The following is a 23,802-nucleotide window of genomic DNA, read 5'->3' as shown; positions in this document are numbered from 1 at the left end:
TTAGGCACAACAATCTCAGCTCTTCAAGTAAAACCACTTGAAAATCTGTTCCCTCTCCTGTCCACCTAGGTGTTTCTCAATCAATTAATTCGTTCATTTTTTTCGATTTTTTACTGTGCAAAACAAAAGCCGTCCAAATTGTCTATAATTATTTTGTCCCGATAATAAAAGTGACAGTTTTGGCTTCATATTTTAAAAAATAATGAATTATATTTTTAAACTTCAACCATGAGGACAAGTAAAATGGATCTAAGTAAACGTATAGAACCAAAAACCTGGGCTTTCGTTGAAAAAATCAAGAAAGCTGGGGGTAAACCGCTTTATGATCTTCCGGTAAAAGAAGGAAGGGCTATTTTTGACAAATTACAAGAATTACCTTTAGAAAAAGAAAAAACTGAAGTGGATATTGAAGATCGTTTTATTCAACACGCGAATGGCAAATTAAAGCTTCGCATTGTTCGTCCTAAAGGCTCAAAAGAAAAACTTCCGGTAGTTATGTTCTATCATGGAGCAGGTTGGGTTTTTGGTGACTGGCAAACTCATGGTCGTCTTGTACGGGAACTATCAGTTGGTGCACATGCTGCCATTGTATTTGTCAATTATTCTTTAGCACCTGAAGCACAATATCCAACGCAAATTGAAGAGGATTATACTGCACTGAGATATATTGCAGAGCATGGTAAAGAATTGAATCTGGATACTTCTCGTTTAGCTGTTGCAGGAGATAGTGTTGGCGGAAATATGGCCGCAGTAATGACACTGCTCGCGAAAGAGCGTGGTGGCCCAAAAATTGATTACCAAGTGCTTATTTATCCTGTGACCGATGCAAATTTTGAAAATGATTCCTACAAAGAATTTGCCGAAGGTCCCTGGTTAACCAAAAAAGCAATGGAATGGTTTTGGGATAATTATTTACCTGATAAATCAAAAAGAAAAGAAATAACAGCCTCCCCCTTACGAGCAACTACTGAGCAACTAAAAGGATTACCTCCTGCGCTGGTGATAAACGGTGAATGCGATGTATTGCGTGATGAGGGTGAAGCATATGAGCACAAGCTTAATGAAGCAGGTGTACCCGTTACCGGTATTCGTCATCATGGCACCATTCATGATTTTCTTATGATAAATGAGCTTGCTGATACTCCAGCATGCCGCAATGCCATTGAAACGATTAATAGCCATTTGCGTATGGTATTTGACAAAAAGCACTAAGCCATACACTTTGAGGATACTGCACCAATGCAGTATCCCTTTATTTTAATTAAGACAATTCAAGATCGGAGATCGCCTCTTTACATTCAGACCCTTTTTTTTTAACACCTGTGAATAAAGGCTCCTGATACCCCCCGGGAACTCCATTTTTGGAGAAAACAACTTGCCATAACTGGTTCGTACGCGCACGAAAACTACCCGCACAGGCCAATAAATAATAACGCCACATCCGATAAAAACGGGCGTCATATTGCTCTTTTAAGCGGTCCCAATTTTGTTCAAAATGTTCATGCCATGCCATTAAGGTGTGATCATAATAAGCACCGAAATTAGCCCAGTTTTCCATAACAAACAAGCCTTCCGAGGCTTGACTGATTTGTGCCATGGAAGGAATCATGCCATTAGGGAAAATATATTTGTTAATCCAAGGATCCGCTGTAGTGCGCGTCAAATCACCGCCAATAGTATGTAACAAAAACAGACCATTATCTTTGAGGCAATCGCGAGCTTTTTGCATATAGATGCGGTAATTTCGATAACCAACATGTTCAAACATCCCTAAAGAGACCACTCGATCAAATTGTTCATGAACATCGCGATAATCCTGAAAGCGAATTTCTATGGGTAGCCCGGAACAATTCTGTTTTGCATATTCAAATTGTTCTTTGGATATAGTGATACCAACAACACTGACTCCATAATGTTCTGCAGCATATTTTGCAAGAGCACCAAAGCCACAGCCTATATCCAGTACACGCATCCCTGGCTCAAGCTTCAATTTTTGGCAGCTTAATTCCAATTTATTTAATTGTGCGGTCTCCAGATCATTCGCATTTCTCCAATAGCCACAGGTATAATTCATGCGACTGTCCAACATGAATTTAAATAAATCATTTCCCAAATCATAATGTTTTCTACCCACTTCCAGGGCATGCTTTTTAGATTGATGGTTAATCAGCTTAAGCCAAATTAATTTTGGCCATAACCATTTGTCGGATTTAATTTTTTGATCCAATTGAGCCAGAAGAATGCGCGTGAAAAATTGATCGAGACTTTTACAATCCCACCATCCATCCATATAGGACTCACCAAGTGCCAATGAACCACCGTTAAAAATACGCTGGTACAACCCTTCATTGTGAATTTGAATATCCCAGGCTTCATTCCCATTAGGAGTGATTCCCGCTGAATGCAAAAGGTCCGTTACAATTTTTTTAATCTGTTGGTTCATTAGTAGACTCATCCCTTTGTACTACCTGCTTCAAGAAAATAGCGAGTAATAGATAGCAAATAATATTACCCTACCTAGCCTATGCCCCGATTCTTATACACTATGCATCCACTCTACATCCATTGCAAATAATTATTGCTCAAAAATATCATGAGTCAACCGTAGCTTAATGATGCATTTGACGCAACTCACACCCCTTCAAAAGAAATAATAAACCATTTATAAAATCATGGCATTATGAATTACCTTATCATCAAGAGCATGAGTCAAAGTAGCTACAAAAAAATCATCAGATTTTATTGATTACCACACGTAACGCTTGCAACTTTAAAGACGTACTTTGAATAAATTCCTCACTGTCAACAAGCTGCTTTTTGTAAAAAGCAATTTCATCCTCACGTATCGAGGGATTAATGCTTTTTAAGGCTTCAAGCCGATTTACTTCATAACCGATATTTTGTGTCATCTGTGCTGTTGCCTCTCTCAAGATTTCTTGAAGTTGGGCTTCAGCTGTTTTTTTACTTTGTGTCAATATATTCTCAAGATCCCCACGAATCTGCTGAATGATTGGGTATCCTAAATGACGTTTCACAGGTTCGCACATTTGATTCAATTGCGTATAATCCAAGATTTTAGAAAGATTCTTTCCTGATGCATCCATAAGCACACGAATTGGTGTAACCGGTAAAAAACGATCTAGTTGCAGATATTTGGGTGCTGCACAATTTGCTGTAAAAAAAGATTCCAAAAATAACGTTCCAGGTTTGATACTTTTAATTGAGATTGTCGCTAAAGTTGCATTACCTAACTCAGAATCCAGGATCATTTCCATGGATTCACTGACCATTGGATGTTCCCAACTTAGGAATTCAACATCCTCACGCACTAACGCTTTCAAGCGCGAATAAGTTACCGTAACCCCATCCTCTTTTAGCCCTGGAAAATGGCTGGTCTTCATATGATCCGTAGGGCGCAATATTTCAGAAGACTCAGAATGGTATTCATGATCGATACCATATTCCTGAAACACTTGCGCCATATAATTTTCCAAGCCCAAACAATTTTCTTCTGCTTCAATAGCCGCAATCAATGCCTCTGCTTGGGGTGCATTGCAGGAGTTTAACTCCAACAGTCGATCACGTCCTTCATGAAGTGCTTGATTAATTTGTTCCGCTCGCGTTTTGGTTTCAGTAATCAGATGTTCAAAGGTTTCCTTATTTATGTCTACCGTATCAAGAATTGGGAGTAACTGATCTTCAAATTCTTCATAAAGGGTAAAACCAACAGAGCAACTTTTTGTAAATAAGTTTATCCCTTCGTGATACCAGCGAAACAATTTTTCTTGCACCGTATTCATCAGATAAGGAACATGAATTTCAATAGTATGCTGCTGACCTATACGATCAAGTCGACCAATACGTTGTTCCAATAAATCAGGATTTAATGGCAAATCAAACAAGACGAGATGATGAGCAAATTGAAAGTTGCGACCTTCACTTCCTATTTCAGAACAGATAAGTGCCTGAGCTCCATTTTCTTGTTCAGCAAAATAAGCTGCAGCCCGATCGCGCTCAATAATCGATAACCCTTCATGAAAAGAAGTACTACGAATCCCTATCTTTACTTTTAAATACTGATCCAATGCGATGGAGGTATTTGCCTTGGCACAAATAACGAGCACTTTTTGGGGGTGCACTTCTTTGATTTTGTCTGCTAACCACTTTACTCGAGGATCATTTTCGAGCCACAGTTCGTTCGCTACAAGTTGTTCGGGATACAGCTTTCTCTGACCTTTTTGTTCATCCAGAGAAGAATAAATAGTAGGACATTCCAAAGGATTCGCATGCACCCGTCGTTCAGGAAAACCCTGAATCGCTGCGCGTGTATTACGAAATAGGACACGACCTGTCCCATGTCGGTCGAGTAAGTCTTTAATGATCTGATTAACACTCAAATCCGTTATTTTTCCCAAGTAAGCTTCTAATTGCGACTTATGTTCTGGTTTTAAAGCATCCGCTGATGTATGTTCCCCATAAGTCATCAACTCTTGTACCAATTTATTGATTTGCTGGTACCCTTCTTCTTCTTTTTTAAATGCAGAAAAATCATAAAAGCGAGAAGGATCGAGCAGTCTTAAACGAGCAAAATGACTAGCAATTCCGGCTTGTTCCGGTGTTGCAGTAAGAAGCAACAAACCTTTACTTTGTCCCGCTAATTCTTCAATGCATTCATACTCAGGACTCTTTTCTTCCTCGGACCAATGCAAGTGATGCGCTTCATCGACAATTAGCAAATCCCACTGGCTACTGAGCGCATGTTGGCGTGCTTTTTCATTTTCCATTAGAAAATCCAAACTGCACAAAACCAATTGTTCATTTTCAAAAAGATTCTCTTGCGTTGTACCGATCTGCACCCCTTCTTCTTCATCTAGCTCGTATATCAGTTCATAGCGCTCCGCATCGATAATGGAGAAATACAAATTAAAACGACGAATCATTTCAACCAGCCATTGATGAATCAAAGTTTGAGGCACCACAATCAATACTCGATTAGCACGACCGGTACATAACTGATAATGGAGCACCATGCCAGCTTCTATGGTCTTACCAAGCCCTACCTCATCGGCAAGCAAAACTCTAGGGGCATAACGTTGTGCTACTTCGCTCGCGATATAAACCTGATGTTTTAGATGGCTGGTTCGTGACCCCAACAATCCCCTTACCATAGATTGCTGGAGTCTACTGGCATGATTTAGGGTATCTATTCTCAATTTAAATGTATTTAATTTATCAAGCAATCCACTAAAAAGTCTTTGTTCTGGAGTATTGAGATTGATAAAACAATCCAGAGAAAGCTCACTGATACGAATCTCATTACCTGCCTCATCAATTCCAGTATAAAATAACAATCCTTGACGCTCTTCAACCTGTGTAATATGCATCTTTTGTTGGTCAGACGTAGTTACTTCTTCACCCGCTTTATAAATGATGCGGCTTAGTGGAGCACTATCCGTAGAATAAATTCGCTCCTCGCCAGCAGCAGGAAAACTCAAACTTACTTGCCTACCATTCAGTTCAATAATGATACCCAAGCCCAGTTGTGTTTCGGTATTACTTATCCAGCGTTGCCCAATATTAAAAGTCATAAAAAATCATCTTTAATTGTTAAGTGCGGATAAAATAATCAAAAAATTAAATAAACTCAACTTGACTTGTATTCTTTTTTTGAATAGCATGGCTCGGTTTTAAACAACCTGAGGTCATACAATGGATGCAAAATACGATGACAATTTGAGTGGCGCAAGAAGAATCTCAAAGCAAACAATTAATTATGAAAAAAAGCCACAACCCATTTTAATTAACACTGAAGAAGATGAGGACTCCATCTTTGATCTGTGCATAGGCTCTAAAGAAAAAAAACAATCCGCGCGCAATAAATTGGACGCGGGCGCATTGAAAGCGTATTCCTTTCTCCAAAAAAATATCCCTGGTTTCTTCACACCCTACAATAGCAAAACAGAGTTCGGGATTGTAGCATCAGCCCCGATTGTAGCTCCCATCGCTTTCGCCATTGCTAGTGCTGCAGCAGCAGCCACTGCGGCAGGGGCTGCATTAACTGCTTTAGGAAGCTTAGTTTTTGCTGCAGGTTCTGGATTGTATAGTCTACACCAACCCGAAGCTCAAGAAACAACAAACGAAGCGCTTATGGTTGCTGCAAAGGCAAGTATTCTTGCTGCTGCTTGTACTGCCATCACAATTGCTGCTGCTATATTAACCGCTGTTTTAGCTCCAGTAGCTCTTGTATATTTTCTTACTCGTTCTGGTGCAAGTATTGTAAATGAAGCATCTAAGTGCATCTCTTCTTGTTCCTCTGAAGCAAAAGAAGATCATTATGAGGACAGCTATAAAATTGCTAGTATAAATTAAGTTCACTGATTTAAAGTTGGGCTATAAAGCCCAACTCATCACTGCAGTAAATTTTAACTCGTTAAATAATACCTATTTACTGAGTCCGATTCTTATTCGTTCTAAAAAACAAATTTTCCTTGTTTTTTTAAGTTATCCTGGTTAAAAATAGTAGGCACAGGAAGATTATTCAACAGAAAGGAAATCATATGGCTACCAACGCAGAAGAGCTTCAACATCTTATCGAAATTGATACAACCCAAACAAAAGAAATAGAATCGGCACCAACCACCTTAGAAGAAAAAATAAAGTCTCAATTAAAAATTCTCAATGAGGATACAGGACAAGATAAGCTCCAAAAAATTACCATTACCAAAGAACTATTTGATGAAATTAAAAAAAGCCTACAAAATACAATTCAAAGTATGGAAAAAAACCCAAGTATTTTCTCACGCGCTGCAGAATACTGGGGGGAACTACCCCTTTGGCAAAAAATTATTGGTGGTGTCGCATTAACGGTCCCTACCTTAATCATTGGTATCATGGCTCATGTTGGTTTTCTTTTGGCTCTTTGTGGCGTCACCGCCGTGACTTATGCCGCAGGTGGCGTCATTCTTGATGATCATCACAAATGCAGTACCAGTGCTGTAGAAAGTTTACAAAAAGGAATTTTGGGGCTGGCTGATCTTCTAGAATTAACTATTAGTGCGTTGGAGATTATCCGTAAACAATTAGTAGTAGAAATTCAAAAATTCGCCAAAGAAAATGAAATACTTGTAGCAAATATCAGCGATTTAAGTAAGCAAATTGATGAAATTGATAAACAAGTCAGAGCCACTACCAATATAAATACAGTATTAGGCGAAACAAAAGATGGATTGGTGGCAGTTTCTAGCGTCCTAAAAGAAGGAGTCGCCCAGCACACTGACTTAATGAAGCAAAACCAAGAGAAGTTAGTCCACTTTACTGAGGCTTATGGGGCTACCAGGAAAGAATTGTCTGAAAAAATTGAGGAAATTAAAAAAGTAAAGTTAGACCTTGAAATGGAGTTAAATAAAGCGCGATCGATGGTAGAAACTTTAAGCAGTACCATAAGTCAATTATCAAATACTGTCATGGGCGAAGATCAGCGCCATGCCTTTCAAGAAAAACTAGATGCCTTCATAGAACAGAAAGAAGGAACTTTTTCGGGGATAGCTACCCATATGGAGCAATCTGGAAAGCAGCTTGGACTAGTACAAAAGGACCTGGAAAGTACGAACCACCAATATAGAGAACTTTTGAAAATTCAAGAGCAGCATTTAAATGCACTCGTAACGCTTAAAACGCAAGTTCCTTCAGAACAAACACCGAACGCCACACCGGTTTCCGAGTTACTGAGCACGAAGGGATTTTATGCTCCAAAACAAGAAAAACCCGGAAGTGAGGTAACTCCCACGAGCTCGCCTGAGTTTAACTAAAAGTATTTGATTCATCCCCTCTTCACCTATCGCGATACGTCATCTCGAACGCAGTGAGGGATCTCCAACAAATGGCACGGCATCATAATAAAATATGATGCCAATCCAAGAGAGCCTTCGTAAACTCCTCACGATGACGTATTTTCACCTCCTCTTGATGGCATAAGGAGTATAATTTCCCGTTTAGGTATTCATCATAGCTGTAATATTTTAAAAAATTGGATTAGTCACTACTTTTTACCCTCTAAATTCAAACCATAGGCCTCTAAGGCAGCTTTAACAGCAGGGCGTTCGCCAACTCGATGATACCACTTGAGTAAATGAGAAAATCGTTTCTCATCAATTGTTTGTTGGTAAAAAATTTGAAAACAGTAAATCCAGGGCCAAATAGCCATATCAGCAATAGTATAATCGGAACCGCCTATATAGATGGCATGCGTTAACTGTTTTTCCATCACACCGAGCAAACGCTCACTTTCATCCGCATAACGCTTGATTGCATAGGGAATCTTTTCCTCTGCGCGATGAAAATGACCTAATTGACCAAACATAGGTCCTATATGTGCCGCTTGAAAAAAACACCATTGCAAAATCGTGTATTTATCTTCTGGTGATTCTGGCAGAAATTTATGATGTTTCTCTGCAAGATATTGCAAAATCGCAACACTTTCAGCCAAATAAAAATCTTTTTGCGAATCATATAAAACTGGAATTTTATTATTCGGTGAAATTTTTAAAAATTCCGGATCAAATTGTTCGCCTTTGGAAATATCAATTAATTTAATCGTATAAGATTGGCCCAACTCATGAAGCATAATCGTCGGTTTAATCCCATTCGGAGTACCAAATGAGTATAAGGTATACATGAGAACCTCCCTGTGTTAATTCTTTAAATAAAGCGCCGTATCATTTTTTTATGCAAATTAACCCGGCCTAATTAATGACAAGATAGACTATAATTTTAAAGAAACCAAATCTGACACCTATTGATTATTCCCAAACTTAAATCACCTCTAAAACCTGGATACACGGAGATGCTTAGTTATTTTTTTTAGGCTATTCTTAGAAATCATAGGCAGCAAAAAGGATTTCACATGAGCTTCAAAGAAAAAGTGGCCATTCTCGGCAGTTCCCGTACCCCATTTGTCAAATCGCAAACCTACTATTTAGGGAAGTCCAATCAGGATTTGTTAGGAGCAGCATTAGCTGATCTGATCAATAAAACTAAGATTCAAGGTGAGCTATTGGGTGATTTTATTGCCGGGGCGATTATGAATCATCCTTTTGATTGGAATCTTGCACGCGAAACGGTTTTAGGCAGTACCTTATCTCCTGAAACCCCAGGATTAACCATACAACGAGCCTGTGGTACCGGTTTAGAATCAATCAATTTGATTGCGCTCAAAATTGCCAGTGGACAAATTACCGCAGGAATAGGAGGAGGGACTGATACGAATTCAGACACCCCATTAATTGGTCAAAGAAAATTAACCCATTTTTTAATTAAACTTCAACATGCGAAAGGCCTCAAAGAAAAACTTGGTATTCTCAAAGAATTCCGCTTAGGCATGTTAAAACCTCAATTACCCGAAGTTCGCGAACCCCGAACAGGTCTATCCATGGGCGATCATTGTGAACTGATGGTTAAAGAATGGCAAATTACCCGCAAGGCTCAAGATGAATTAGCTTTTCGTTCCCATCAGCATGCCGCACAAGCCTATGATGAAGGATTCTATGACGATTTGATAACACCTTTTGACGCCTTAAAGCGTGATACGATTACTCGCAAAGATACCTCATTGGAAAAATTAGCAACCTTAAAACCTGCCTTTGATAAGTCAGATAAAGGCAGCTTAACAGCAGGAAACTCAACCCCACTTACCGATGGAGCCTCTGTGGTACTATTAGGTTCTCCTCAATGGGCTAATAGTCATGAGCTGGAGCCACTCGCTTATTTTGTTGATTGTGAGTTGGCTGCCGTAGACTTTGTGCATGGTGCGGGCTTATTAATGGCGCCCACAATCGCAGTATCACGATTATTGGCAAGAAATCGGCTCACTTTAGATGATTTTGATTATTATGAAATTCATGAAGCCTTTGCCGGCCAAGTACTCTGTACTTTAAAAGCCTGGGAATCGCCTGAATATTGTCAAAAAGTTTTGAACCTCAAAAAACCTTTAGGAAGTATTGATCCGCAAAAAATGAATATTAAAGGCGGAAGCCTTGCTCTTGGTCATCCATTTGCTGCCACCGGCGGACGATTAGTCGGTGCTGCGGCCAAAATACTTGCCGATAAAGGGCAAGGTCGTATTCTTTTAAGCGTCTGTACTGCCGGGGGAATGGGCGTTGCTGCGATTATTGAACGCTAGCTAGAATCATTGCATTAAGAACTAAGCCTGGGTTTTCGCTTTGCGACACCCAGGTAACATGTTAATTTAAACGATTGAATAAGGTCTTGCTTCTGGATGTACCCTTTCACTATGAAGCTCTTTGGCTTTCCGTCCAAAAAAATTACTTGCCAAATAGGCACTAACACCTACAGTTGAAGAAACTGCTTCCGTAACCTCCAAAGATGGTTTTGGTTCTTGGGTATTTCGTTTAAAGAAAAATCCCCCTCCATAAGTCGCATTTGCCGCTGCATCAAGTGCTTTTGTGAGCATCACATCCAAATCGCCAAAATACAGTGGAATTGAGAAATTACTAGTACCTAAATCAATTCCTATTTTAAAAGGTTCTTTTATCACTGGGCCATTGTAGTGCGCACCTCTGGTATGCTCCGCACTATTTGGAGGGTAAGTAATACTCGGGATACTCTTTTCTGAAAAGTGGAGTACTGCAGCCGTAACTGTATGGCTTAGCATTGCATTGGATACAGCTCCAGTAAAGGCTTCCGCACTTACCAATGCATACTCTTTATAACTCGGTTTGGCAATTTGAATGTCTTTCGTGCGAGCATAATAACGCCGCTCTTCTCTATTTTGTTGCCAATGCTTAATATTAGCACCTATAGTTTTTAAAGCGACACCTGAGGCCACACAAACAGCACTGGCAGTTTGTAACGTTCCTGCATTAATATAATCAGTGAGATTGTAAGTAGTGCCATTATTAATATCCTTATTATATGACAACGGGTACTGTTCGTTAAAACAATAGTTCAAATTTATGAGATCCACGCCTAGAATAAAATTACCCTGAGCTTTAACCGAGCCACAATAGGATGCGCTTACATCATGTAAAGGAAGCGCATTAGAAACAGCAAATGCAGCACCGCCAAGAGAACACGCCAATGTAGCGCAGACATTCACTGTATCTGCTACTGAATGAACTGCAGTATCAAATACCCAATTCGTTGCCGTCCAAAATTTATCTCTCCACCGCATAAACATCCCTTTTTTTGATCGTAAAAAACAACTCGCTCCGTTTATTTATAGCGAGTCAAATATTGACAAGTTTTCTGTCGCAATAATCAGAACATATCTATTTCAACTGGTCAATATTATTTACAAGCTGCGCTATGATATTGCTTGCAAGAAAAGAGTGCGCGTTCTACACGATTCTAAAAATGTCGCAAATAAGAATTTATAGTACCGGCACGGTTTGTAAACAGCCAATTGATTCCTCGATTGAGTTCTCTATATAAACTGTATTTTGAATCGACCATTCCCACCCCAATGATTTGTTTGGCGGCCTTTAGTCGGTCAAGAGTCTTGTTATTAATCATAAAATAATGACCTAATACTCCTCCATAATTCTCATTTAAGCTGACATCACAAAATTGATGTACATTGTTATGAGCTGCAACCAACAACAGGGCGTTTTTTGGAAATTGCGACATCGAAGAAAAAATCTCCGAATTTAAAGTCAGCAGATGATAATGTTCGCCAGCAGATAGCCCCTCTAAGGATTGGATTAAAGCGTCCTCGTCGTGAAACGGTTCTTTTAATTCGATGAGCAAATGCATACTGCGCGCATAGGCAGCGATTACTTCATCAAGAGTAGGCACCTCCGGAGCGAGAGCGCGTAATTCATCAAATTTTAGATCGGCAATTTTTCGATCATGCCCCCAGAGCCGCTTTAACGTTGCATCATGGTTCACCACCAACACTTTATCTGCGGTGGCGTGTACATCAAACTCAATCCCCCAACATCCCAATGCTTTTGCTAAATCAAATGCTGCAAGCGTATTTTCCATAATGCCTTGAGCATGATTGTGGGCGCCTCGGTGGGCAATCAAACGTGCGCTCTTTACAATCTCTAAAGAGGGTTTATCTCTGGGCACAAGAGCAAAATAACTATCCACTGTTTTTTGCAAAAAATTAAGCAACACAATAATTTCCTGATGTTCTATATACATTTATTCTAAACAGGGAACATTGAAAACGCAAAAATAGCTGATTTCTCTTGCAACTTGTGTAAAAATAATAGACTTTTTAATTTGATGAACTGTATATGCCTTTAATCACCACCGATATTGAGCGGGCGATCTACGATTTAAAAGAAGGAAAACCTGTAGCCATCCCTACTGAAACTGTCTATGGATTAGCCGCCCCTATTAATAATGAAAAGGCAATTAGAGCTGTTTTTGCAATGAAGGATCGGCCATTAAATCATCCTTTGATTGTCCATGTTGCCCCTGACTGGGATCTCAACATGCTAGTCCAGGATATTCCTATCTATGCCCAACAACTCATTAAGACATTTTGGCCAGGCCCTTTAACTCTGGTATTTCATTGCAAACGCGATCAAATTAATCCATTAATTACTGGGGGGCAAACTACCGTAGCAATTAGATGTCCAGCCCATCCCATAGCCCAGGAATTATTAACCCAAATAGGCATTCCTTTAGTCGCTCCCTCTGCCAACCCTTTTGGGAAAGTCAGCCCCACTACGGCAGAACATGTTAGTGAATCATTCCCTCACCAAGAATTAACCATTTTAGATGGAGGTCGCTGTACCGTAGGTATTGAATCCACTATCATTGATGCGACACATGCAGAAAACTATCAAATTTTACGTCATGGGCTTCTCGATGAAAAAACCTTAGCCAAAGTCATTGCGACGCCTTCACTTAACCACAAAAATACACTTCGGGTTCCTGGGAAATTGGAAAGTCATTACCAACCCCAAAAAATCCTATATTATTTTTCCTGCTACGAAACACTTACCGATTTTTGCAAAAAAAATCCTGATAAAGTCTATGTCATTGCCAGCAGTCAACCAATAGACGTCCGTGAAGATCATTTTCATCTCTTAGAAAATCATCCTGAAAAAGTAGCCTTTGACTTGTATTACCAATTAAGAAAAGCTGATGCCTCCGATGCCGAAATTATTGCAATCGAACTTCCGCCATCTACAGGAGAATGGCAAGGAGTAACAGAGCGTATTTTAAAAGCAGGGACTCCTTATCCCAATTAATCTGGATATGATTCCTTCAATAATCTGAAAAAGCCATTGACAGATCAGCAAAATATGAGTAACTTAGCGCCACAATGCCGAGGTGGTGGAATTGGTAGACACGCTAGCTTCAGGTGCTAGTGGGGGCAACTCCGTGGAGGTTCGAGTCCTCTTCTCGGTACCATTGTACACTTGAGAACACTCAAACAATACTGACTTTTTCTTCCAAAATTGTACCATCAACTCTTCATTACTTTACTTTAAATATTGCTTGGCAAAAGTTGCGCCAATGCACTTGCCAATCGTTCTACTCCATTTATCTTGATTTTTTTTGTCTAAAGTCATGGGTATCTTAGGACTAAGTTCTTTTTCACATGCAGCGATACTATTGGGCATTAAATTTAGGCATTTCTCAGTAGTTATCCCCTTTTTAGTCAACTTTTTGTGAAATAAATGATCCTCCATCAGTCTTCCGCAGATTAGCTTCGGTGACACTAGAGTGAGATCGTTTAACCATTCCTCTTTGCTCATATCACCGGGTTTTGCTATTGTTGGCGATGTGGTGGCTGGAGGAGGAGATGATGGTGGTGTTGCCTTATTAGCAGTGCTTAAGAGATTATTCGAATAAAAATCGAGGCCGATGCAATTCCCCAATTTTTTGCTCCATATGGATACATTTTTATCGTTTATATTTTGGGGAAGCTCTGAATAAAACTTAGTTTGACATTTATCAAAACTTGCAGGAATTAATGTCACACATTTATCATAGTTAATATTTGCATTTTGCAGCAATGTATTGGTCTTAGGATCATCAACTAAGCGGCGACACATCTTTGATGGGGCGAGTTCTTTAAAAGCAGTAAGCCATTCATCCTTAGACAAGCTCTTATTCGTTGCTGCGAGTGTGACGGTGGAAAAAAATATACTACTCATACCAATTATTCTAACTAAACTTTTTTTAGACATGATGGTTATTCCCTTAAATAGTATTAAATAAAGGATAGACATAAATAGTCTGTTTTTCATAAATGGATTAAAGTAAATTTGCTGAAAGTATTTAGATCAACTCTAAGGAGGATCGCTTGAACATCATTATTTGCGGCGGAACAGGATTAGTCGGTCAGTTATTAGTCCCCGAATTACTTCAGTCCGAACATAACATTTATGTGATTGGACGAGATAAAGAGAAAATTAAACGCATCTTTTCAAATACAGTTCATGCGGTCACTTGGGATGAGCTTAATACATTAAATCCAAATGAGTTTGATGTGATCGTTAATTTGACAGGCGAAAACATTGCAGATCATCGGTGGAGTACTAAAACAAAAGAAAAGCTGCTTTCAAGTCGCATAAAAAGGACCAACCAATTGGTACTTTGGGGTATCAAAGCCACCACAAAAAAACCACATTTGTATAATGCAAGTGCTGTTAGCATTTATGGCCTCCAGAAAAAACTGGGACAAGACAATATTACTTTTACGGAAACAACACCTATCGGTTCGTCTGAAACCAGTTTTGCAAATCAATTGGTTACTCAGTGGGAAGAAGCTGCAAAAAAAGGCTTTGCAGCGGGTATGCCGGTTACTATAATGCGTTTTGGTGTGATTTTAAAGCGTGGCGGGGGCATGTTAAAGAAATTGGAATTACCTGCTCGATATGGAATGGGAGCAGTGATTGGCTCTGGAGAGCAGCCCCTGGCATGGATTGATAGCACCGACCTCGTTGAGGCGATCCGGTTTTTGATATCACGCCCTGAAATTACAGGACCGATAAATCTGGTAGCACCGCAACAGGTGTCACAAAAAACCTTTACCAAAACCTTCGCTCAGGTCCTCGGAAAACCGGCGCTGATGTGGATACCTGCATGGGCAACACAACTTTTATTTGGTCAGATGGGTGAGGAGTTATTATTATCTGGACAAACTGTTATGCCGCAGCGATTGTCAGAGTATCAGTTTAATTTCAAATATCCCACTTTATTATCCGCTTTAACTAAAGAATTTAGAGGTTAAAAATTATTATGAGTCTTCGCATATTATCCTTAGATGAAGTCAAACAAAGCATCACCATGAGCCAAGCGATTAAAGCAATGGAAAATGCATTTATTCAATTAGCAAAACAACAGGTTAAATTACCATTAAGAACGGGGATCACCATTGAGGAAGAAGAAGCGCTCACTTTAACCATGCCTGCATATCTAGCTCAAGAGAAAGCGTTGGGTCTGAAAGTGGCCTCTATTTTTCCCAAAAATAGCACTCGCAATAAACCTTCTATTACCGGTTTTATCATGTTACTTGATGCGACCACGGGCGAACCTCAAGCACTCATGGATGCGAGTTATCTCACTGCGTTAAGAACCGGGGCGATTTCTGGATTGGCAACCCAATATTTTGCAACCGATAACGCAACTCATATTGCCATCATCGGCTCAGGGGTTCAAGCAGAGACTCAACTGCAAGCTGTCTCGACTGTGCGTGATATAAAGCAAGTATCCGTATGGTCAAGGAATATTAAAAATGCAGAACAATTTGCAGCTCAATTCGCCAACCAATATAGCATCAATGTATGTGATCACATTTCTTTAGCGATTAAAGATGCGGATATTATCTGTACAGCGACTGCAAGCACCGAGCCATTAATCCACTTGCACGACCTACAACCTCATGTTCATATTAATGCCATAGGTTCACATACTTCTATGATGAAAGAAATAAGTGGCGAAGTCCTTAAACACTCGGTAGTGATTGTTGATCAATTGAGTGCTGTTATGGCTGAAGCAGGTGAAATCATTAGTGCGATACAGCAAAATCAGTTAAAACAAGAAGATATTGTTGAGCTTGGTAATTGGTTAATACAAAAAAATGTAGAGTACAAAAACAAAATCACCGTATTCAAATCGGTAGGGCTCTCCATACAAGACTTAAGTGTGGCCTCTGTCGTTTATCAAAATGCTATAAACAAGAACTTAGGAACGCTGTTTGCGCTAAATTAATGGGAGTCAAACTGTAGTTGGGTGCAACGGAACCTTCAGATTCTGCTGCGCTCCTCAGGGCTACATTTTGTACAAGGTCATCTTGGGGGGTACGACAAAGATTTCCTCAGGTTAACTGCTATTTAATTTCGCCTAATGCCTCACCTAAACGTATAGCACTCCCTGCGTTTAAAGCTTCATTCCAATGCACTTGCGCGCCATTTGCAAATAACAAGACAACCGTGGAACCTAATTTAAAGTAGCCCATCTCATCACCTTGGGCCATCATCGTTTGATCCTTATCTTTGTTGTATTCAAAATCAACACGATTCTTACTTCGTTTGATGTCCCCATGCCAACTGGTTCCTATCGCGCCAACTATAGTGGCTCCCACCATCACCATCACCATAGGACCTACTTTAGTGGAAAAAAAGATTGCCAGGCGTTCATTACGCGCAAATAATTTCGGCACAACCCGAACCGTTGAAGGTTGTACTGAAAATAAGGCCCCGGGAACATAGGTCATGGATACGATTTCGGCATCCATAGGCATATGCACCCGATGATAATCTTTAGGCGATAAATACACTGTAGCAAAACACCCATTTATAAATTGAGATGCCTTATCTTTATCGCATGCTAAAAGATCTGCAACCGAATAATAATGGCCTTTTGCCTGAATTAATTGACCTTGCTCTATAGTTCCGAGTTCACTAATACAACCATCTACCGGTGAGATGATGTCCGCGTTGGCCAATGGTCTACATTCGGGTTTTAACTGGCGGATAAAAAAATCATTAAAACAAGCGTATGCGGTGGGATCTTCGATTAAAGCCTCACTCATATTAACCTGATATTTCCTTATAAATCGTTGAATAATATAGTTTTTTACTTTTACATTTTTTACATCTGCCAAACAACCCGCAAGGGTCGTAAGGCCATGCTGAGGAATCAGATATTGAGGTAATGTTTTTATTAAATCAAAAGACATGTGAAACTCGCACCGCGTTTTTAAAAAAGGGATCATAACCTATACTTCACATGCTCACAAATATACGGGGGTAACGTCCTTACTATTACTACTTTCTCCAGAGGTAATTTGTAACTGACGATGCGAAGCACAAATCGTTTCACGATGATATTTCAGATTGGCAAGATAAAACGCTTTGTGCGTTTCAGTCATTTGAAATTGGTCCACTACTTGATATTTTTGCTCTTGCAGCATCAATGGATATTTAGAGACTTCCTTTTTAATTGTTTCTACTATTTTGACAAACAAACACTCATTTAATGTTGACGACTCACCTCCATTCATAAAGATCATGGCAAGAGCTTTCGAATTACAATTTCCATCTATATACCCTTCTACTTCTGATCTCCTGGTCACACCTATTATGCTTCCCCATGTTTGTGATTCATATTTTTTTAATGTAGAGTTGATTAAGCTCTTAAATGATTTAGGAGTTAATGTATCTACCCAATCATAAATCGCCTTATACATCATGTTGATGCCTCCATCACTATAAGGGTGAGTAAATCGCTTGTTTTCCTTCGCAAAAGATACTACATCGCTTGTAAAATCAGCGATGCCTTTTTCAAAACTCTTATCCTTATCCCTGATTGCCAAATCAATACTGGGTATAGGATGTTTTTGTAACATAAGCGGGGTAAGCCCAAGGATTAGCTGAGTATTCAATGCGCCGTTATCATGAGTTCCAGAACTTAAAACATAAGCCAAGCGATTATCACCACTTTCGCTTCCACTCGTCTTTAAATATTGTTTCACGGGTTCCTCTCGTTGACGAAATGATATTGCAGGCAATAAAGGAGCATATTTTTTATCAATAATTTCATTAATATAACGTTCTAAATCCTCAGGCTTAAGGCTTTTTGCCCAAACAAATAATGAGTCCTGATATTGTTTTTTTATATCTTCATGGGTAAAAGGCAAGACATCCCTTTTTACTGAAAGCACTGCTTTTTCCATGAGCTCATCGGTAGTGGTCAAATGCAATTGGAAACTGACCTGGTCGGCTATCAACTTAAGACTTGAAGCAATTCCATTAAATTCAGCGGCATGCGTTGTCGTGTTTGCTAAAGCTTGGCGAATTTTTAAGTTATTCGTTTGATAAAGTAAACTTAGTTTATTTGAAAAATCGAGATTATCTTCTTCTGTAAGATCCTTGCGTTCCTTTTCATAATAAGCTTTTGTGACCGCCCGAAATTCATTAACAAAAGCGACCATCGATAATAATGCATCTCGCAATTTACTGTCCTTATCTACACTAATTTTTGACTCAAGAGTGTCGGCAGAAAGTAAGGGGAGATTTCCAAATAATTCCCATGCACTGGTTAAGGTTTCATCGGTGGCATTTTTACTCACCAGTTCAGAGATTTGAACATATGGCGGATTCGTAGCCTCTTTCAATAAATCGTTTGTTAGTCTATAGGAGCTATAAATTAACTCTTTCATTATAGGAGCAAACGCATCTCGCCAAACTTGGTGATAACGTTTTTGCAATTCACCAAGATCATACTTAAGCGGCTCCTCTTTAGTATAGTTTGTTTTATTTTCCTCTTTGGCCCATTCCTCTACCTTGCGATAAAAAGATGGCTTTTGGTAAAGCGCCAAATACGTGGGGGGTAACGGTAACCCATATCCGTTATCCATACATCCCATATAAAAGACTACAACCCGGTACAAATTATCATAATGTTCCTGATATAAGTTCATCATAAAATCAACGAATGATTCTTTGTTCGTTTTTTCATTACAAAAACGAGGATACATCTCTTCGTATTTTTTCGTTAAAAGGGGATCGGTTTCATCTAAGGAGGTGTAATTTAAAGGCAGATCACCGAAGAGCTCTGTTAAGCGTTTGCGTTGAACTTCAGGCTGGAACGTTAATAAAGCTTTTAACGCCGCAGCGAACTTTTGTTCTTGGGCAACAGAATTTTGCGCTAATCGTGCGAACTCAACTGGGTCGGCATAAGCTTTAGGCAATTGTTTAAGCGCCAGTTCTTGTACCCCAGGTACGATTACCGGAATAGTCTCTTGTCCAGGATGTGTGTAATGTGGCCAGTGATAAGGCACCGAGTCCTGAACATTAGGAAAAGCCTCATAATCACGAACAGTCAGGGTAATGTGTTTTTTAGGGACGCCGATTACTGATCTTGGCTCTTTCATGTAGATAGTGAACCAATAGAAAAACATATCGAAATCGATGTCACCGGCTAAACTAAGGTTATGTGGATGCGCATCATCATCATCAAGAAACCATCTGCCAAGCAAAATCTCCATGATGTTTTTCTCAATAAGTGTTTTTACGCTGGGCGCAACTTGTTCCTTTAATGTACTGTTAACAGGTATACCTTCTTTAGAGAAATGAAAAGGTTTAAAATCTTCCACGCCAATGGATAGTGTTCCGATTAATTTATCTTGGGTGTGCCCCCTTTTTGCTGTGATTTCTAGAATATGACCTTTTACCGTTTGAAGCTGCTCTATCGTCAAAGGCTGTTCAGGATTAAAACCTGGTATATCTTTTATTAAAATTGTATCTTCTTTAACCAATCCTTCGGGAGTCTTAACAACGTATTTCAGCGAATCGTGTTTATCTAATTTAATAAAGAGTGTGTTCTCTTTCTGTGGATTATTATCCGACATTAATTCAATATTATACTGCTCAAATACCAAGCGCTCTTCGGCCGATCTTTTTCCTTGGAACAACCTTTTGAATGATGAAGTAGCTACACTTATTTTGGCTAATAATTCGGGGTAGTGATTTTTAGGTTCTAATTTTTTAAAGAAAGCCTTCTTGATAACACCATCTTCTTCAAAGGTAACCTGAAATGTTTGATGAGAGCTATCCGAGATAGGAGTTTTTTCAGAATAAGTGAGTTGGCTATGTGTTAGCGCCTTTTTTGGAATTCCCATATGTTTAATCCATTAAATCACAGTCGTCCTTTAGAATAGTTCATATTAAGCAGAAATATTCAATAAGTTCAAGAATAATTTTAAAACAGATAACAAGGAAACTAAACAGTACGGTTCAAGTGCCAACCACATCACTAAAAAATGGTCTTACATACGATGTTTTTTTACTTTTTTTATTATAACTCAGCAAGTTAGTGCCTGTGAGTAAGAATGCCCTAGCCCGGAGGGAGATAAGTTCTCGGGCTAAGGCTGTAGCCTATTACGGGCTACACTTGTTTAACTCATTTTACAACATGGAGTGAATGACCAAACCTCATTTTCATCCTCGTTTTTGGGTTCTATAAGCTTCAGGACTTCTTTATCAAGAGCACGGATCTCTTCTCCTGATCTGGTTTGATTAAAAAACCAACAATTTCCAGTCTTGTGGTATTTATATCCATTAGCTCCGAAAACTGAACAAGCGGTAATCACTATATTAGCAAGGACAATTATCGCCTTGTAAAGATATGACTCGATTTTGGGATCAACAATATCAAGAATTTTCTGTTCAGCTTTCTTTAATTCGCCCTTCAGTTCTTCTGCTAATTCAGGATTCGAAAGCATTTTATAAGCGTTAGTGTATAATGTTTTTCTATAGGCCTCTTCTGCTTGATTCCATTCCTCAAGCGTTGGTCTATCTGAAGCCGCTGAAGCCGCCCCATACAACCGCTCATGAATTATTTTAAATTGTGCTTCAACTCGTAAAATAACCTGGCGAAAGCGCTTGGCTTTTTCACTTTCATCTTCTTCCTTTGCCGCGAATTCAACTATCTCATTTTTGAGCTTTAAATCTTGCATTTGGCTGACGCAAATAAACCGCTCTCGTAAACTTGTAGCTAAAGCCAATTGCTCTGGATCTTTTATTGCAAGGACCGCATTGCCTTGAGTCTGAATCCCATTTTGTACACCAGCATAGAGAACCTTTATTAATACCTTTCGAGTATTCTTTTCAATATGTTTCAACTGCGGTAAAAACAGACGTAGGGCTTGCGCCTTATGATTTTTATCCAACACCCATTGATAAGCCTCTGGGTTTATTGCCTTAGACTCCCATACTCCTGACTCCCTTAATAAAAGTAGAGCCTTACTCGCAGCTTCAATTTCTGGCGGCATTAAACGCCGTAAATAAGAAGAAGGATTGTCTAGGTCTGCAAGTTCTTCCCTAAAATGATGCAGGATTGATTCATACAAATGGTTGCGAGGACTTAATGCAATTCTGTACAGTTCTTGAATACTGTGGGTTTTCCTTTGATCCAAAGCAACCAAGGTCGAAGCCAATAAGGGATATTCTCTTGTTGCTTCAATTATTGATTGATAACCATCGAAAGATAAAGATCCTTTAACCCAAAAAATCAAACAAAGTCGCTTACAGTCTTCATCGGGTAGAGAATGAATTAACCTTAACTCCTCGAGTTTTTTAGAGTCTTTAAAAAATTGGGGGACATCTTCCGTAAGTGCCGGCTCTAATGTAACTAAGCTATCTATAGCCTGATAATACGCTTCATCAGATAAAATAAGACGGATTAAATCTTCAGGGTAGTTTTGTTGAATTAAAAAGGGAATTAATTTAATTTGCGTCTCATTCCACATAAAACCACTGAATTTTTTAATAAAATTCAAATTCTTCAGTAGATCCCGGTTTTGTTCGAGAAGCCCTTTTTCATAAAATGTGATGATGATTTTTAATAGACTCTTATTAATCCGCTCATCATCGGTGAATTGAATTCCCAAAATTTCCTTACATAATTGGCTGGAAGGCAACAAAAGTTCCTTGATTAAGGAGGCAGGTAAAGAAAACTCATTCAGTATTTTGTAATGAACAAGCAAATCTAAAGCTGGATTGTCTGTAAATAAGGCATGAAAATTTAGTTCGCGAAAAGGAATAGAGGCACGAATTGTTGCTGCATCCTGACCTACATGTAACTTTTGCATCAATAGCGCAACACGTTGAAAGCGTAAATTGATTCCATTATCAACATTGAATGCATTTTGGATTAAATATTTCGGCAGCGCAGAACCAAGCTGATTAAATACTTGTTCTAGAGAGGACACAGCAGAAATAGTCATCCCCGAGTCAGGTGCTTTAATAAACGGTTGTAAATCAAAACTCGCTGCGCAAATAATTTCCCGGTCCTTTGGCACTGCATGGCCTTTTCTCATTAAGCCTATTACCCATTGTTTTGGGTCATCCTTTCGATACATCACCATGAGACCACAGTCTTGTCCTGCGTCATCAATATAAGCGAAATCTTGGCGAATCAAATGAGCACGATAAACTTCTGAGGCTTCACCTTTCTTCTTTAGAGGCTCGGGACCAAATAAATAACCCAAATTACCTGCAGTCATATTACCCTGCAGAAAATGCGTTGCTGATGCTTGTTTTTGCCAAATATTTAAATGTTTTATCGCTTGCGGCATAGTGCCAAGAAAATTAATGACTTCCCTACAAATTATTTTTATGTCATTTTTTTGCTCTGCAATTGCCCAGTCCTGTCCAAAAGCTTGGAACATTTGTTGTGCATTTCCCTGTACGATGAAAGGCATAATTCATTTCTCAATATGACAAATTGAGAGTATTATAACCAATAATTGCCCCAAGTGGTGATGATTTTTTGCTAAAATTGCATTTTTAATACCTTATTGAACATTGCTATGATAGATTCTCAATAAGGCAGGCAAAAACTGACGTAAAAGAGCACTCTTTTCGCTCTATAAAAAAGTTATTAAGCAGTTAACCTACTCTATTTTTAGGCAAGAAAAAAACATGAAATGCAATCTCATAGGAGCAGGTCGGCTAGGTAAAAATATAGCTCTATCCTTGTTTAAAGCGCAGTTCATCTCATCAATTTCTATTTGTAACCGAAGTTTTCACAGCGCCCAAAAAGCATGTGATGAGATAGGTTTGGGGCAACCAATCGACCAAATAGAGCACTTAACCGCAGCAGAGGTCACCTTTATCTGTTGTAATGATGATGCCATTGAGGATGTTGTTAGAACTTTAGCTCATAGTGCCATTTTAAAACCAGGAAGCTTTGTCATTCATTGCAGCGGTGTACTCAGCTCGGCCTTACTTGCCCCATTAAAAAGAGAGGGCTGTTTGGTTGCAAGTTTTCATCCTTTAAAAGCGTTTAAGACAAACTATCTTGAGCCCACTGCATTTAAACAAGTTGATTGTGTTTTAGAAGGTGATCAGGAAGTATGTGAATGGTTGAGAAGTTCGTTTACGAAGTTAGAGGCACATCTCATCACCATTAATCCCCAAGCAAAAGCAACCTATCATGCTGCAGCATGCATGGCATCAAATTATTTAATTACCTTAGCAGCCTGCAGTGAAGAATTATTGCTAAACGCAGGAATTAATAGCCAACAAAGTCGACAAATGATGGTTAATTTAATGCAAGGAAATCTAAACAACTTACTCCAAACCGAACAGATTGCAGAATCACTAACTGGACCATTAGCCAGAGGCGATGTCCAAACCATCGCCTTGCATTTAGACTCTATCGATAATCCCGAAATAAGACGTTTATACCAACGCGCGGCATTGGCTACTTTGCCTATGACGCAATTGTCTTTGGAGATAAAACAGCAAATTAGCGACCTTTGTAGTTTGAAATAGCCCGATTGTAGCCCGGGGGCAGCAAAGGGAAACCCGG

The 23,802-nt window shown here is 39.2% G+C and carries 17 protein-coding genes and 1 tRNA gene; 9 read left to right on the top strand and 9 right to left on the bottom strand.

The genetic code is table 11. The features are described from left to right. Window positions 1–243 precede the first annotated feature (243 nt). Window positions 244–1,212, top strand: a complete 969-nt coding sequence (locus ACWTEW_RS29430) for an alpha/beta hydrolase (protein WP_454781569.1) — start codon at window positions 244–246, stop codon at window positions 1,210–1,212. 49 nt (window positions 1,213–1,261) lie between these two features. Here ACWTEW_RS29430 and cfa read toward each other — a convergent pair whose 3' ends face one another. Both cfa and rapA read right to left on the bottom strand, forming a co-directional pair. Further along, on the bottom strand, window positions 1,262–2,443 hold the full coding sequence (gene cfa, locus ACWTEW_RS29425; RefSeq protein WP_454781568.1) for a cyclopropane fatty acyl phospholipid synthase: 1,182 nt from the start codon (window positions 2,441–2,443) through the stop codon (window positions 1,262–1,264). Between the two features lie 289 nt (window positions 2,444–2,732). After that, complete coding sequence (gene rapA, locus ACWTEW_RS29420) at window positions 2,733–5,588, bottom strand: RNA polymerase-associated protein RapA (RefSeq protein WP_454781567.1); 2,856 nt, start codon at window positions 5,586–5,588, stop codon at window positions 2,733–2,735. 121 nt (window positions 5,589–5,709) lie between these two features. On the opposite strand from rapA, the gene ACWTEW_RS29415 reads away from it, so the two are divergent. Beyond that, window positions 5,710–6,369, top strand: coding sequence for a hypothetical protein (locus tag ACWTEW_RS29415; RefSeq protein WP_454781566.1), 660 nt, complete (start codon window positions 5,710–5,712; stop codon window positions 6,367–6,369). 188 nt (window positions 6,370–6,557) lie between these two features. Beyond that, window positions 6,558–7,808, top strand: coding sequence for a LegC2/C7 family Dot/Icm T4SS effector (locus ACWTEW_RS29410; protein WP_454781565.1), 1,251 nt, complete (start codon window positions 6,558–6,560; stop codon window positions 7,806–7,808). A gap of 230 nt (window positions 7,809–8,038) precedes the next feature. Here the strand turns inward: ACWTEW_RS29410 and ACWTEW_RS29405 are convergent, their stop codons facing one another. Further along, complete coding sequence (locus tag ACWTEW_RS29405) at window positions 8,039–8,674, bottom strand: glutathione S-transferase family protein (RefSeq protein WP_454781564.1); 636 nt, start codon at window positions 8,672–8,674, stop codon at window positions 8,039–8,041. Between the two features lie 228 nt (window positions 8,675–8,902). Between ACWTEW_RS29405 and ACWTEW_RS29400 the strand changes: the two genes are divergently transcribed. Further along, window positions 8,903–10,177: an acetyl-CoA C-acetyltransferase gene (locus ACWTEW_RS29400; RefSeq protein ID WP_454781563.1), complete on the top strand. Its 1,275-nt coding sequence runs from the start codon at window positions 8,903–8,905 to the stop codon at window positions 10,175–10,177. Between the two features lie 66 nt (window positions 10,178–10,243). Here ACWTEW_RS29400 and ACWTEW_RS29395 read toward each other — a convergent pair whose 3' ends face one another. Continuing rightward, complete coding sequence (locus tag ACWTEW_RS29395) at window positions 10,244–11,188, bottom strand: hypothetical protein (protein WP_454781562.1); 945 nt, start codon at window positions 11,186–11,188, stop codon at window positions 10,244–10,246. 176 nt (window positions 11,189–11,364) lie between these two features. Beyond that, complete coding sequence (locus tag ACWTEW_RS29390; protein WP_454781561.1) at window positions 11,365–12,135, bottom strand: glycerophosphodiester phosphodiesterase; 771 nt, start codon at window positions 12,133–12,135, stop codon at window positions 11,365–11,367. 122 nt (window positions 12,136–12,257) lie between these two features. Between ACWTEW_RS29390 and ACWTEW_RS29385 the strand changes: the two genes are divergently transcribed. Together ACWTEW_RS29385 and ACWTEW_RS29380 are read left to right on the top strand one after the other, a co-directional pair. Next, window positions 12,258–13,223 (top strand): L-threonylcarbamoyladenylate synthase, encoded by a 966-nt coding sequence (locus tag ACWTEW_RS29385; protein WP_454781560.1) that lies wholly within the window; start codon window positions 12,258–12,260, stop codon window positions 13,221–13,223. Between the two features lie 76 nt (window positions 13,224–13,299). Further along, window positions 13,300–13,386 (top strand) — tRNA-Leu (locus ACWTEW_RS29380). A gap of 71 nt (window positions 13,387–13,457) precedes the next feature. Here the strand turns inward: ACWTEW_RS29380 and ACWTEW_RS29375 are convergent. Beyond that, window positions 13,458–14,168, bottom strand: coding sequence for a hypothetical protein (locus ACWTEW_RS29375; RefSeq protein WP_454781559.1), 711 nt, complete (start codon window positions 14,166–14,168; stop codon window positions 13,458–13,460). Window positions 14,169–14,284: 116 nt separating this feature from the next. On the opposite strand from ACWTEW_RS29375, the gene ACWTEW_RS29370 reads away from it, so the two are divergent. Both ACWTEW_RS29370 and ACWTEW_RS29365 read left to right on the top strand, forming a co-directional pair. Beyond that, a complete protein-coding gene (locus ACWTEW_RS29370; protein WP_454781558.1) occupies window positions 14,285–15,214 on the top strand; it encodes a TIGR01777 family oxidoreductase in 930 nt (309 codons plus the stop codon). A gap of 8 nt (window positions 15,215–15,222) precedes the next feature. Further along, the gene (locus ACWTEW_RS29365; protein WP_454781557.1) at window positions 15,223–16,194 is read left to right on the top strand and encodes an ornithine cyclodeaminase family protein; all 972 of its coding nucleotides are present in this window, start codon (window positions 15,223–15,225) and stop codon (window positions 16,192–16,194) included. A 118-nt stretch (window positions 16,195–16,312) separates the two neighbouring features. Here ACWTEW_RS29365 and asd read toward each other — a convergent pair whose 3' ends face one another. The 3 genes from asd to ACWTEW_RS29350 form a co-directional block, all read right to left on the bottom strand. Then, window positions 16,313–17,164: an archaetidylserine decarboxylase gene (gene asd, locus ACWTEW_RS29360; protein ID WP_454781556.1), complete on the bottom strand. Its 852-nt coding sequence runs from the start codon at window positions 17,162–17,164 to the stop codon at window positions 16,313–16,315. Between the two features lie 54 nt (window positions 17,165–17,218). Beyond that, on the bottom strand, window positions 17,219–20,107 hold the full coding sequence (locus tag ACWTEW_RS29355; RefSeq protein WP_454781555.1) for a hypothetical protein: 2,889 nt from the start codon (window positions 20,105–20,107) through the stop codon (window positions 17,219–17,221). A gap of 276 nt (window positions 20,108–20,383) precedes the next feature. After that, entirely contained in the window at window positions 20,384–22,690 is a 2,307-nt protein-coding gene (locus tag ACWTEW_RS29350; RefSeq protein WP_454781554.1) for a hypothetical protein, read from the bottom strand. Between the two features lie 199 nt (window positions 22,691–22,889). Here ACWTEW_RS29350 and ACWTEW_RS29345 point away from each other — a divergent pair, with 199 nt between their 5' ends. Then, complete coding sequence (locus ACWTEW_RS29345) at window positions 22,890–23,765, top strand: Rossmann-like and DUF2520 domain-containing protein (RefSeq protein ID WP_454781714.1); 876 nt, start codon at window positions 22,890–22,892, stop codon at window positions 23,763–23,765. Window positions 23,766–23,802: the final 37 nt, after the last annotated feature.

Source organism: Legionella stuttgartensis (assembly GCF_977063405.2).
Note: the sequence above shows the minus strand (reverse complement) of the source record. Positions and strands in the feature narration are given on the sequence as shown.

Excerpts from the sequence above, each read along its gene's own strand:
- ACWTEW_RS29430 (WP_454781569.1), top strand. The coding sequence starts at position 244 with ATGGATCTAAGTAAACGTATAGAACCAAAAACCTGGGCTTTCGTTGAA.
- cfa (WP_454781568.1), bottom strand. The coding sequence starts at position 2,443 with ATGAACCAACAGATTAAAAAAATTGTAACGGACCTTTTGCATTCAGCG.
- rapA (WP_454781567.1), bottom strand. The coding sequence starts at position 5,588 with ATGACTTTTAATATTGGGCAACGCTGGATAAGTAATACCGAAACACAA.
- ACWTEW_RS29415 (WP_454781566.1), top strand. The coding sequence starts at position 5,710 with ATGGATGCAAAATACGATGACAATTTGAGTGGCGCAAGAAGAATCTCA.
- ACWTEW_RS29410 (WP_454781565.1), top strand. The coding sequence starts at position 6,558 with ATGGCTACCAACGCAGAAGAGCTTCAACATCTTATCGAAATTGATACA.
- ACWTEW_RS29405 (WP_454781564.1), bottom strand. The coding sequence starts at position 8,674 with ATGTATACCTTATACTCATTTGGTACTCCGAATGGGATTAAACCGACG.
- ACWTEW_RS29400 (WP_454781563.1), top strand. The coding sequence starts at position 8,903 with ATGAGCTTCAAAGAAAAAGTGGCCATTCTCGGCAGTTCCCGTACCCCA.
- ACWTEW_RS29395 (WP_454781562.1), bottom strand. The coding sequence starts at position 11,188 with ATGCGGTGGAGAGATAAATTTTGGACGGCAACGAATTGGGTATTTGAT.
- ACWTEW_RS29385 (WP_454781560.1), top strand. The coding sequence starts at position 12,258 with ATGCCTTTAATCACCACCGATATTGAGCGGGCGATCTACGATTTAAAA.
- ACWTEW_RS29375 (WP_454781559.1), bottom strand. The coding sequence starts at position 14,168 with ATGTCTAAAAAAAGTTTAGTTAGAATAATTGGTATGAGTAGTATATTT.
- ACWTEW_RS29365 (WP_454781557.1), top strand. The coding sequence starts at position 15,223 with ATGAGTCTTCGCATATTATCCTTAGATGAAGTCAAACAAAGCATCACC.
- asd (WP_454781556.1), bottom strand. The coding sequence starts at position 17,164 with ATGTCTTTTGATTTAATAAAAACATTACCTCAATATCTGATTCCTCAG.
- ACWTEW_RS29355 (WP_454781555.1), bottom strand. The coding sequence starts at position 20,107 with ATGGGAATTCCAAAAAAGGCGCTAACACATAGCCAACTCACTTATTCT.
- ACWTEW_RS29350 (WP_454781554.1), bottom strand. The coding sequence starts at position 22,690 with ATGCCTTTCATCGTACAGGGAAATGCACAACAAATGTTCCAAGCTTTT.